We start from the raw sequence: 12,595 nt of genomic DNA, 5'->3' as shown, positions 1-12,595 counted from the left end.
CTTCACTATAGGACATATATGGCTAAAAAGGTACTCCTTCACGCAAAAATGAAAGTCAGTCCGTTTATTTGAAAGGTTTGAGCCGCATGTCAATACTGTCCATTCTTATGCATCCTCCGATACTGGGCCGGCGTCATTCCATACACCTTTTTGAAGATGGAATAAAACGTGTTAAGCGACGAAAATCCGTATTTCTGGATGATCGGCTCAATCGGCGAGTCGGAGGCAAGCAACTCCTGACAAATGTAATTTAGGCGCTTCTCCGATATCTTTTCCGTAATCGACAGGTTTGTCTCCGCTTTATACAAACTGCGGAAATAGTTCACGGACAGACCCAACTGGTCGGCCAGCATTTTTGCGGACAAGTTCGAATCGGTTAATTGTTCTTCAATGAACTGGTCCGCCTGCTTGATCAGGGCCGCGTTTTTGGACAGACTGCGGGCAGCCTCAATGTCTTCAAGCGTCTTGGTTATAAGCGCTTCCATCCATAGCACTACGTTTTCCATCGTCTCCTGCTGTATGATCTGATTCTCGATGGAAGTCAGCCCCCATGAATGGGGCAGCGGCTGACTGGAGTGCTCCTGCATGAGCCGGCGTATGTCCATAAACAAGGTAATCAACGACATTTTACATTCAAAATAGGGCAGTTCCCGCAGCTTGACCACGGCTGAGCGGATGATTTCCAGCACCGTATCCGCGTTACCCTTAGGAAGGGCCTGAGCGATCTGCCGCTCTTTGTCCACAGGCAAATGATACAATTCTCCTGGCGCGTCGGCCAGCCATGCTTTCATGACGAGCGCTCCGTGCCCGAATCGGAACCGTTCGTGCGTTAGTTCATACGTCTCCATATATACCTCATGCATGTCGGTCAGGCTGGGCAACGTCCTACCCCAAGCGACGGTCGTGCCGATTGACAAATACTGCTCCATTAACTGCTTAGATACTTGCAGCTTCTTCGCAAATTCTTCGGATAATGGAGCCGATAAGACAACCGCCACGTGATCGTTCCCCATGTCCACCGTTTGCAGCTTGTGCTTGGAAAATTGCAGCGACTCTTGGATAATATTGGACATTGCAAATCGGAGTAGACGCCGGTCCTTCTCCGGGTAGGCCTCCGTAAATTCCGAGAAGTGGTCGATCCGGAAGATGGCCACCGACAGCTGATCTTCCGGCAGAGCAATTCCCCATTCTTGAAATTGAGAACATATTTCCTCTGCCGTATGGTAGATACCCCCCAGAAAATCCCGTAAAAACCGCTCCCTACCCAGAATTTTAGTATGCCGCCAGTGCTCGGTCAGTTCATAAATCCGATTGTGTTGGGCTGTAAACACATTGGATAAGTAGTCAAGTTCATTTGCGCTATTTCCTTCGCTGGGCTTTTCCGCTTGATGCTGCCGCATCACTCTGCTAATCAGTTCTTGAATAGGCGAGTACACCCGCTTGGAAATCAGAACGATAACGGTCAATGATGCTATGAACAGAATGAGGAACAAGATCAGGCTTGTGTTGCGAAGAACAGTGATTTTTCCCAAAATGACAGACTTCGGTATAGTTTCGATAAAGGTCCAATCCTGAATGCCTTTGATGGAGGAACCTGCGTAAACCATCAGTTGCTCTTCCTGATTGCGGGGCCGAAACAGCTTCCATCCGCTTTCGTTCTTATTCCCTTGGCTCCTGAGCTCCGCAATTTGTTCCTGATTCAAAGGAATGCTGCTAAAAACCGTCTCATCCCGATCATTCAGAACGGTGACCGACCTGTTCGCATAATTCGAATTGTTCTGAAGCAAGGTCATTAAATTATCAGTATCTATATTCAGAACGAAAGCCGAGATGGAACTGCCTTTTTCGTAAAATCTTACGATGCTAATCACCTCTTTGGCCTTAATCCCGACAAGCGGAATGGACAAGGTTCTCGGAATGAGAACGCTGTGATCCGTTGTAGCCGGATCCTGTAAGCGCTTAATAATGTCCTGGTCGTAAAAAGTTTCCGCATCACTCAATCCAAGTCTGGAATCTACTACAGTATTTGTGTAATCGTTGATTAGGTATACCGAATCGATAGACGGATTGGCGTTCTTAATTTCGATAAGCCGTCTCCATACCTCATAAGTTTCAAAATCGCTGTATTGATCCGAAAGGGCATTCACCTTGAGGGTACTGTCATCGCTGGAGGAGAAGCTGAATTCTAAAGACCATTCCATCAGTCGCGCTGTATTCCGGGCACTGTTCACTAGCAAGGATTCGGAATGATCGCCGATCTCTTCCAGAAGCGTCTGGGAAGACTGCCCATAGAGCAGCGCAAAAGATAAAGCCAGAACCAGAACGTTTGCACTGACAAAATAAAAAATAAGTTTCATATAAGTAGGATGCCGCTTCAGCGATGTGAAAAGTGGAAGTCTGAACTTCATTGCTCTAAATCCCCCGTTATTATAACTCCCGATTCTTATCATTTTTAGATTATTAATTATAGCATAACGAGCATTCCTGTCTGCAGAATCGGTTATTTTCGAGGGTAGTGTTGTTTTTGGGAAGTTCGTAAATCTGCGCTTGCAGGAAAAATTGGAGCTTGCCGGAATTGCCGTTGCGGTGAGGGCTCGGTAAGGTAACGGTATAAGAGGTTGTTCAAAAAGTCATCCTGAAAACCCGACTTTTTGAACTCGCACTTTAAATAACGGGACGCAGATGCGATTGCCTGTTTCGATGAAAGGGGGAAGTAAAACTTTGCAATATCAACTTAATGCAAGAAAACGGTCCAAGGTGAAGCATATAGTTCGTAATCCTTTTCTTTATGCTATGGCCGTACCGGGGCTGCTGTTCTTTCTCGTGTTCAGTTATTTTCCCATATACGGGATTATGATTGCCTTCAAAGACTATAATTTTGCCAAGGGAATTACGGGAAGCGAATGGGTCGGTTTAAAAAACTTCAACTATTTTTTTACTTCGGATGACTTCTGGGTCATCCTGCGCAACACACTGATGCTGAACATGCTGTTCATTTTGTTTACTACGGCGGCTGCTGTATTAATCGCACTAATGTTCAATGAAATTCGCAATAAGTATTTCAAACGAATTTCGCAGTCTCTCATTTTTCTTCCTTATTTTATGTCCTGGATTGTGGTAGGAATGATTGTCCAATCATTATTCGGCGGGGAAGAGCCGATGATCAATACTTGGCTGCAAAATTTCGGCTTGGAACCGGTCAACTGGATGTTTGAGTCGAAGCTGTGGCCGTTCATTCTGACGGTTATCCGCGTGTGGCAAGGAGCCGGTTATCTTTCGATTATTTTTCTGGCCGCGATTACCGGCATATCGGAGGATTTGTACGAGGCTGCCCGGATTGACGGGGCATCTAAGCTGCAGATTGTGTTGCGCATTACGCTGCCGCTGCTCGTTCCTACTGTTATGATCATGACTTTGCTGGCCGTAGGCAAGATTTTCAACGGGGACTTTGCCATGATCTATGCCATCATTGGAGACAATTCCTTGCTGTATCCGACTACCGACGTCATCGACACCTTCGTATTCCGCTCCATGAGACAGCTGCATGACTTCGGCATGTCTTCGGCGGTTGGCCTGTTCCAGTCGGTTATGGGTCTGATCTTTGTCATTGCCGCCAACTGGGTAACCCGAAGGGTGTCTAAAGAATCCGCTTTATTCTAGGAGGTAACGATGAGACAGAAAGAGAGTGCTGCGGATCGGACTTTTACGGTATTTGCCTATACGTTCATTTTATTGTTCACCTTATTTTGTCTGTTTCCTTTTCTGCTGATGATTATCGGATCGTTTACGGACGAGGGGGAACTGATTGCGCACGGGTATACTTTATTTCCGCAAAAATTATCGCTGGACGCTTATAAAGCCGTTTTGAAATCGGATGTGCTGCTAAATGGCTATGCGGTCACGATTTTTATCACTGCCGTAGGCGCATTAAGCGCGCTGTGCATTTCCGCAATGCTTGGCTATTCTCTGGCCAACAAGCGGAATGTCCTGCAAACGCCTTTTCTGATTTTTTGCTATTTGCCTATGCTTTTTTCCGGAGGCATCATTCCGTTTTATATTGTGGTCAGTCAGTGGCTGCATTTGCAGAATACCGTTTGGGTGCTAATTTTAACATTATTATGCCAGCCGTTCCTCGTCTTTTTGCTTGTCAGTTTCTTCCGTACAATTCCCGAGGAATTGGAGGAAGCCGCAAGAATTGACGGAGCGAATGAGATGAGAATTTTCTTTCAAATTATGATACCGATCTCGAAGCCGATTCTGGCTTCCGTCGGTCTCTTTTATGCCCTGAACTACTGGAATGACTGGTTTATGGGATTGATGTTCGTGGATAATGAGAAGCTGTTCCCGCTGCAATTGATTCTGCGCCGGATGGTATCCAATATGGAGGCCGCCAGAAATCTCATTCCCGCCGCCGCAGCCATTGCTGTGACGCCACCAACCTATGGCGTGCGGATGGCGACAACCGTGCTGACGATCGGCCCGATTGTCTTGCTGTATCCCTTGCTTCAGAAATATTTTGTCAAAGGTCTAACGGTAGGAGCTGTCAAAGGGTAATCGTGGATTAAATCTTTCATTATATAAAGGGAGGTTAACGAAATGAGATTGAAAAAATGGTTTGGCGCGGTGACGGCCATAGTATTGGCTTCGTCATTGATGCTGGCGGGCTGCGGAGGCAAAACGGGGACTGGCGGCAATGAAGGGAATGCTCCAACGAATACGGAAAGCACTACATCCGCACCGAAGGAAACGGTGACCCTGAAAGCTTATTTCCCGGGGGATAAGCCGGCGGGCTTTGACGATGTGCTGCAGGCGGTCAACGACAAATTGAAAGCGGACAACGTCGGAGCGGCCTTGAATATCAATTTCTTGCCGTGGTCCGATTACGGGAATGCGGTATCTGTGAAGATGTCTGCCGGGGAAGACTTCGATATGTATTTGGATGCCCCATGGTTGTCGATGAATCAGATGATCGCCAGCAATTCTTTGCTGGAACTGGATGCCATGGTCGCCGAGCGTCCGGAGCTTAAAGCGTCCATTCCTGATGAAATGTGGGAATATAACAAATTCGACGGCAAAATTATGGGCATTCCGCTCGGCACCACCCAAGGCCCGGTATACGGCCTGCTTATCCGCAAAGATTTGCGCGAGAAATACGGACTTCCCGAGTTGAAAACGCTCGAAGATCTGGAGAAATTTTTGTATATGGTCAAGGAAAACGAGAAGGATGTCAGGCCCTTCGTCATTAACGGCATCAAAGCCGATAAACTTCCGTTTATCCTGAGCGAATCCGCTAATCTGGCGCTTGATGAAGTGCTGGAAATCGGCGTCAGCATGTTCTCCTATTCAACCAAGGACAAGAAAGTTGTCGGTCAATGGGCAAGCCCGATGATTGCCGATGGTTATGAACGCGTCACCAAATACTACAAGGACGGCATCATTTCTAAAAATATTGCGCAGGAGCAAAATGCGGAAACGCTGTTCAAACAAGGCAAATATGCGGCCACCTATTATGCGGCTGACGGTGTGGAGGGATTGAAATATTCGGATATGCTGAAGGATGGCAGCGACAAGCTTGAGGTTTTCGTTCCGAACGGTGATAAGGCCAAGCCGTATACCGCTTTCCAGCAATGGAATTTCCTTTGCATTCCGACTTCATCCAAGCACAGCGATTTGGCTCTGGACGTAGTCAATTGGTTGTCCATTAAGGAAAACCACGATTTGATGGAATACGGCATTCAAGGGAAGGATTGGGAGCCTGTCGGCGACACGAGCTATAAGGTGCTGTCCAACTATTCGTTCCCGGGCTTTGTGTTGACCTGGCGGCCAACGCTAAACCGCACGCCGGATACGATGATGCCGGATGACAAGAAGTGGTTCGACTTCTCCGCCGACCCGGCTAATTTCATGCTTAGTCCGACGGCAGGCTTCAGCTTTAACGCTGAAAAGGTGAAGACGGAATATGCCAAAATTACGCCACTTCACGATTCGATCTTCCTGCCGCTTAGTCAAGGTGTGCTGTCTGCGGATGAAGGCAAGGTGACGCTGGAGGAAAAAATGGCGAGCCTCGGCGGACAAAAAGTGATCGATGAAATTCAAGCACAAATCGACGCCGTTACATCCGGTAAATAACAATCATTGAAAGACGGAAAGAGGTATCTCACATGAACGTAAAACGCTGCGCGCAAAATCCTGTTATACGGACCCGGGACGTTGCACCCTCCCGCCCCAACTTTCGAGTGCTTGGAGCGTTTAATGCAGGCGTTGCGCAAGTACGAGATGAAATTATTCTGTTGCTGCGCGTTTCGGAAGCGCCGGTATCGGACCGGGGGGACGAAGTGCTCGTCCCCCGGCTTAACGAAGCGGGTACCGATGTACTTATAGAACGTTACGACAAGGCCGATCCGAGCTATGATTTCTCCGACTCGCGCTTCGTAGCAAGGGACGGACGAACGGTCATGCTCACATCCTTATCCCATCTGCGGGTGGCGCGAAGTAAGGATGGCGTTCATTTCGACATCGAGCCGCAGCCGGCCTTGTTTCCGGAACACGCTCCGGAAGCGTGGGGGATTGAAGATCCGCGCGTGACCCAAATCGGGGACATGTATTATATCACTTACAGTTCCGCCTCCGCTCGCGGCGTTGGCGTTGGCCTGGCGGAGACCCGGGATTTTCGAACATTCAAGCGTTACGGGCTTATGCTCGCTCCCGAAAATAAGGACGTCATGATATTCCCGGAGAAAATTAACGGCAAATACTACGCTTTGCACCGTCCGGTGCCGAAGTCGTTCGGTTCCCCCGAGATGTGGATTGCCGAATCGCCCGATCTCATACATTGGGGGAACCATCGCTTCTTGATGGGGCTTAGCGAACAAGGTTGGGATTCAGCTCGTATGGGCGGCGGCGCGGTTCCGATTCGAACCGAACGCGGCTGGCTTGCGTTGTACCACGGCGCGGACAGCAAGCATCGCTATTGTATGGGCGCAGTGCTGCTCGACTTGAAAGATCCGGCCAAGGTGATAGCAAGATCTCGTGTACCCGTTTTGGAGCCGGAAACCGCCTATGAGGTGAATGGATTTTTCGGCGGGGTCGTGTTTTCGTGCGGAGCCATTTTACTAGATCAAACGATCCGCATGTATTACGGTGCCGCGGACGAAGTGATGGCTGTAGTGGACATCCCCTTGGAGGATATATATAATACGTTTTTTTGAAGGGTTGAAGGCAGTGTTTGCTGCCTTCTTCAATCCATTGATTTGAAAGCGTTATCAATAACTTTTTGAGCTTAACAAAGGAGGAGCATGAGAATGGCTAACCAAAGGCAAAGGTTTGTAAAGAAGTGGATATGTCTTGCTATGGTTTGTTTTATGATGTCATCGATATTTTTATACTCGCCCGTATCGGCGAGCACTTCCGAGGAGACGAATGCTTCTCAAGAGCTCGCTGATATGAAAATGATGAAAAAGCGTATGGTTGATTTTTACATCTCCAAAGATATCATAAATGACGGAACGAACGGTCGGGTCGAATGGACCTTCAAATCACAAGCAGGTACTTATTTATCCAATCAAAACCCGGATGGAAGCTGGGGCGATGTCGATTACAAGAGTACAACTTCCGCCGCCAATGGGAGAGGTTGGTCGCCCTACCTTGCCTTAGACCGGATGCAGTCGATGGCGCAGGCGTTTGCTGACCCGAATGATCCGAACTATCATAGTGCAACGCTGTTAGGTGGTATTCAAAAGGGGCTGGATTATTGGTTCACGGTAAAGCCGACTTCAACCAACTGGTGGGAGACCGGAATCGGCAAACAACTAAGGCTGGAAAAAATTGCGCTTCTATGTGAAGGCTATTTAACGGCAACGCAAGTCTCCAATATTATCGGCACGTTAGACAGCAGCCCTCACACTGTCGATGGAGCCAATTCGTCCTGGTACAATCAAAATTATATGTACCGGGGCTTATTGCTGGAGGATGCCCAGATCGTCCGGAACGCCGTGAATGCGTTTAACGAACTGTCGAATGTGACGACGACGGTGACGGGAATCCAGTCGGACATGTCTTTTTTCATGCATGGCAAAACGAATTATACGACGGGCTATGGAAGAAGCTTTGCCAGAGATATGTCTTTCTGGGCCTACATTACCTCGGGCACCGCGTTCTCGTACAGCGAGGCGGCGATTGATTCGTTATCGTCATACTTGTTGGACGGCACCAGGTATCTCGTGAAAGGCGATGTTGCCGATCTCGGTATGGGGATGAATGGACCCGATTGGCCGGATTATGCGAGCGCGGCTCTGACCTTCTATGAAGATCCGATGCAATGGATGCAGACGGCCAATCCGAAGCGGGCTGCGGAGTTTGCCAGTTTCCTTGACAATATTCGCATGATCGGCACGAACACGAGCAACGGACTGAACGCTAACAATATGACGCAATGGCAGACGCTTGTCTCCTCCCATATGCGATCTGACTACGGAATTACGGTCAAGATGGCCTCCAGCACGGTTAAAGGCGGCGAATGGAGAACGATTCATCCCAGCGGATATAACCTGTTGTACTGGACGCCGCAAGGAGCCACTGCCATTCAGAGAACCGGCGACGAATACAGACCCGTTTACCCGTTGATGGACTGGGCCCATGTTCCCGGTACGACGGCCCCGTACGCACTCACGAAAGATGGGAATTTCAACAATCCCAAAACATTTGTAGGCGGAGTGACAAACGAGCGTTATGGAGCCACCGCATTTGATTTTAACAAGCTGAATACAAGCGGAAAGAAAGGCTACTTCTTTTTCGATGATGAAATGGTGGCGCTTGGTGCAGGAATCGCTTCGACGAATACCGCGCCGATCCACACGACATTGAACCAAAGTCAGGCGATAGGCGAAGTTCTCGTAGATGGCAATCCGATAGCAGACGGAACGATGCAAACCAGCGGACGCTGGGCCTATAACGATCATATCGGCTATATATTCCCGAATCCGACGACCTTTCAAGTAAAACGGGAGACGAAAACCGGAAGCTGGAGCGACGTCATCTCGGGAAGTTCAACGGAGGCGATGACCAAGCCGATTTTTTCGATTTGGCTCGATCATGGCGTGAAACCCACAAACGCTTCCTATCAATACATTGTATTGCCGAACAAAACCTCCGAAGAGGTCAGCAGCTACGCGAGCGACAACCCGATAAGTATTCTTGCGAATACATCGTCCGTCCAGGCTGTCCGGCATAAGTCTCTGGGAATTGCGGAGTTGCTGTTTTATCAACCCGGAACGGTGACGGTGAGAGACGGTTTGATTGTCACCGTAGATCAACCCGCCATGGTTATCGTTGACGAATCCGCAGCACCTGTCCGTATTTCAGTCGCCAATCCCGAAACACCGGGGATTACAGTGAACGTGACGCTGGATCGAAACGGAGAAACATCCACGACAAGCTATACGCTCGGCAAGGATACGTTCACAGGCCGAAGCATTACTTTGAATGAGGGAGCCTCCATCGACGACAGCGGATTCGATCTCGCTTATGATAAAGGTGCGACCGCTTCATCCAGCAAAGACAACCGATATGCCTCGAAGGCTTCGGATCTTTACAGAACTTCGTATTGGAGTTCAAACGATGCGGATCATGAATGGATTTATGTTGATTTGCAAAATCAATTTTTGATCCATAAAGTTAGGCTAAATTGGGAGAAAGCATACGGGAAAAGTTATAAAATTCAAGTATCGAACGATGCTGTCACCTGGACGGATGTTTACTCAACGACGACGGGTGAAGGCGGAATCGAAGACATTTCTTTCAGTCCGGTCAGTGCCAGGTACGTTCGTATGCAAGGAGTTCAGCAGGGTACCGGAAATGGCTACTCACTTCGTGAATTTAACGTGTATGAAGCAGTACCGCCCAATCTTGCAGAAGGCAAGCCGGTAGTGGCAAGCTCGTCCAAAGCCGCGAATGTGGGGCCCGGTTATGCAGTCGATGGCTCACTTAGTACCCGTTGGGGATCTAACTATTCCGATCCGCAGTGGATCTATGTCGATCTTGGCTCTAGCAGGTCCATTCAGGAGGTCGCTCTACATTGGGAAGACGCGTATGGCAAGGCGTACGAAATTCAGGTTTCCGATGACGCGACGAATTGGACCACCGTTTACAGCACCACAACCGGAGACGGCGGAATCGACAGAATTTCCTTCGAACCCGTGAATGCAAGATACGTTCAGATGAATGGCACGAAAAGAGGGACCACATATGGCTACTCGCTCTGGGAATTTAAAGTATATTCGGCTCTTGCTACCGCACCGGACGCACCTGCCGATGTGCATGCCGTTGGTCATGACGGGTCCGCTGAGGTAAGCTTTGCCGCGCCGATTCATACCGGCGGAAGCGAAATTACAGGCTATCAGGTGACCGCGTGGGCAAACGGAGAAGCTGTTGCGACGGCGGAAGGTTCGGACAGCCCAATCACCGTCACCGGTCTGACGAACGGTACGGCGTATACCTTTACGGTGATCGCAAGGAACGCCACATGGGAATCGGCCTCGTCCGCGCCGTCGAACGAAGTGATCCCATCGCCGGATGAAGTTTCTGTTCCGGCTTCGCCTGCGAATTTGACGGCGGCGCCCGGCGATCGATCCGTAACCTTAAGATGGGACGCTTCGGCGGAAAGCGTCACCTATTCCGTGTACCAATATGAAGGCATGGCGGCGCCGGCCGATCCGGGCAACTGGCAGCTGGCTCAAGCCAGCGTAACGGAAGCCACGTATACGGTAACCGGGTTGACGAACGGAACGAGCTATGCGTTCACGGTGAAAGCCGTAGATGCGAGAGGCGAGAGTGATTTCTCCATGGCCGTGACGGCGACCCCGAATTCGACATTGTCGCAGGTTCCGGCCGCGCCGGCTCATCTTGCCGCTTTGGCGGACGACCGGAAAGTTTCGCTGAGTTGGGATGCCGTGGCTGGAGCGGATCGCTATGTCGTTTACAAGTATGCAGGGTCTGCGGCTCCGGTTGATCCGGCCGATTGGGAGCAAGTGCAGGCGAACATCACGGACACCGCATACACCGTAACCGGCCTGACGAACGGCACGCGATACGCGTTCTCGGTGAAAGCCGTGGGAGCAGGGGGCGAGAGCAAGTTCTCCAATGCCGTAACGGCGACCCCGAAGGCTCCGCAACCGGAGACACCGGGCAGCGGCACAGGCAATGACAATGACAATGACAATAACAATAACAATGATCATGACAATGGCAATAATACTTCCATTATCAAATCGGCCAACGGCACCATCCTTATTCCGAGCGGCAGGACCGGCGAGGTTAGTATCGATAACGAAGTTATCCTTACGATCGGCGCAGGGGCGGCGGAGCAAGAGCTGCGCATCGAGATCAAGAAGCTGCTCAGTACGGCAAACCTCGTATTCGATAAGGAAACGCTTGTCAGCAACGTGTTTGAATTGACGAAAAATATGGCAGGAAACTTCAAGAAGCCGATCATCATCTCGATGAAGTTCGACCCGTCTCTCATAGAAGACAATCAAAGAGTCGCTATCTTCTACTATGACGAAGCAAAGAAAGTATGGATTGAAATAGGCGGCGTCGTGACCGGCGATCGAATTACGGCCGAGGTGGATCACTTCACCAAGTTTGCGGTCATGGCTGTAGGCGAGAAGAACGACGACAGCGGCGAACCGAATGAGCCGGTGCCATCGTTCAAAGACATTGAGGAACATTGGGCGAAGAGCGCCATCCTGAGCGCGGCGGGCATGAAGCTTGTCAGCGGCTATCCCGACGGAACGTTCAAGCCGAATGCCGCCATTACCCGCGCCGAATTTACGGTCATGCTGGCCCATGCGCTTAAGCTGGAAGGAGCAGGTTCAGCGACTGCGTTTACGGACGAGGCCAAAATCGGCGGATGGGCGAAGCAAGCGATCGCGAATGCTGTTGAAGCAGGTATTGTGAGCGGGTACGCGGACGGCAGCATCCGGCCGAATGCGCGTATTACCCGCGCGGAAATGGCGTCGATGATCGCTAGAGCGCTTAAACTGTCTGATGAAGCAGGCGCAACGACCGGCTTCGCGGACGATAAGGACATCCCGAAATGGGCGAAAGGCGCGATTGAAGCGGTTCGCAAGCTGGGCGTCATGAGCGGCCGCGGCGACAATAAGTTCGTTCCGAACGGTACTGCGACCAGGGCGGAAGCAGTGACCATATTGGTGCGGATATTGGAGCTTGGTACAGAACATTAAAACAGAGCTATCAGCAGGCACAGCGTAGGAACAGATAAGTTCCTTATGCTGTGCCTGTGCTCGTGTTCAAGTGTTTCTTAAGACCTTTGCGGAAAAATTGGACGAAAATGTGTCACATTGTCAGGTGACAAAATGGGAGTGGGCGTGTTCCAGCCATTCGATTCAGCGGCTTAAGCGCGATCGAGGTAGGTGTGGGCTCCGCTTAATGATGATCCCTTCTCGTCTGACGAATTTCTTCTTGTGATCGATCTCTTTGAATTTTTCGGTCAAAATGAAAATCAATTCGAAATTTGAAAGCCCTTTAATCGAATCGTGAAAGCGATATCCGGTATTTGAAATTGGAAACGCTGACCCGC

The 12,595-nt window shown here is 49.9% G+C and carries 6 protein-coding genes; 5 read left to right on the top strand and 1 reads right to left on the bottom strand.

All coding sequences use genetic code 11. From position 1 onward, the window contains the following. Positions 1–89: 89 nt before the first annotated feature. Positions 90–2,408 carry an AraC family transcriptional regulator gene (locus ABEW73_RS25765; RefSeq protein ID WP_430163118.1) on the bottom strand — a complete coding sequence of 773 codons (2,319 nt, stop codon included), beginning with the start codon at positions 2,406–2,408 and terminating at the stop codon, positions 90–92. A gap of 313 nt (positions 2,409–2,721) precedes the next feature. Here ABEW73_RS25765 and ABEW73_RS25760 point away from each other — a divergent pair, with 313 nt between their 5' ends. The 5 genes from ABEW73_RS25760 to ABEW73_RS25740 all read left to right on the top strand — a co-directional run bounded on the left by ABEW73_RS25760 (position 2,722) and on the right by ABEW73_RS25740 (position 12,239). Next, a complete protein-coding gene (locus tag ABEW73_RS25760) occupies positions 2,722–3,660 on the top strand; it encodes an ABC transporter permease (protein WP_430163115.1) in 939 nt (312 codons plus the stop codon). Positions 3,661–3,669: 9 nt separating this feature from the next. After that, positions 3,670–4,554 (top strand): carbohydrate ABC transporter permease, encoded by an 885-nt coding sequence (locus ABEW73_RS25755; protein WP_430163112.1) that lies wholly within the window; start codon positions 3,670–3,672, stop codon positions 4,552–4,554. A 42-nt stretch (positions 4,555–4,596) separates the two neighbouring features. Next, positions 4,597–6,129 (top strand): extracellular solute-binding protein, encoded by a 1,533-nt coding sequence (locus ABEW73_RS25750; protein ID WP_430163110.1) that lies wholly within the window; start codon positions 4,597–4,599, stop codon positions 6,127–6,129. A gap of 32 nt (positions 6,130–6,161) precedes the next feature. Next, positions 6,162–7,208 (top strand): glycoside hydrolase family 130 protein, encoded by a 1,047-nt coding sequence (locus tag ABEW73_RS25745; RefSeq protein ID WP_430163107.1) that lies wholly within the window; start codon positions 6,162–6,164, stop codon positions 7,206–7,208. Between the two features lie 93 nt (positions 7,209–7,301). Continuing rightward, positions 7,302–12,239, top strand: a complete 4,938-nt coding sequence (locus ABEW73_RS25740) for a polysaccharide lyase family 8 super-sandwich domain-containing protein (protein ID WP_430163104.1) — start codon at positions 7,302–7,304, stop codon at positions 12,237–12,239. The last annotated feature ends 356 nt before the right edge of the window (positions 12,240–12,595 follow it).

It is taken from the genome of Paenibacillus lautus, from assembly GCF_050482385.1.
GTDB classification, from domain to species: Bacteria; Bacillota; Bacilli; order Paenibacillales; family Paenibacillaceae; genus Paenibacillus_AQ; species Paenibacillus_AQ lautus_B.
The sequence above is the reverse complement of the archived record's forward strand: the minus strand, read 5'-3'. Positions and strand labels throughout refer to the sequence as shown.

Excerpts from the sequence above, each read along its gene's own strand:
- ABEW73_RS25765 (WP_430163118.1), bottom strand. The coding sequence starts at position 2,408 with ATGAAGTTCAGACTTCCACTTTTCACATCGCTGAAGCGGCATCCTACT.
- ABEW73_RS25755 (WP_430163112.1), top strand. The coding sequence starts at position 3,670 with ATGAGACAGAAAGAGAGTGCTGCGGATCGGACTTTTACGGTATTTGCC.
- ABEW73_RS25750 (WP_430163110.1), top strand. The coding sequence starts at position 4,597 with ATGAGATTGAAAAAATGGTTTGGCGCGGTGACGGCCATAGTATTGGCT.
- ABEW73_RS25745 (WP_430163107.1), top strand. The coding sequence starts at position 6,162 with ATGAACGTAAAACGCTGCGCGCAAAATCCTGTTATACGGACCCGGGAC.
- ABEW73_RS25740 (WP_430163104.1), top strand. The coding sequence starts at position 7,302 with ATGGCTAACCAAAGGCAAAGGTTTGTAAAGAAGTGGATATGTCTTGCT.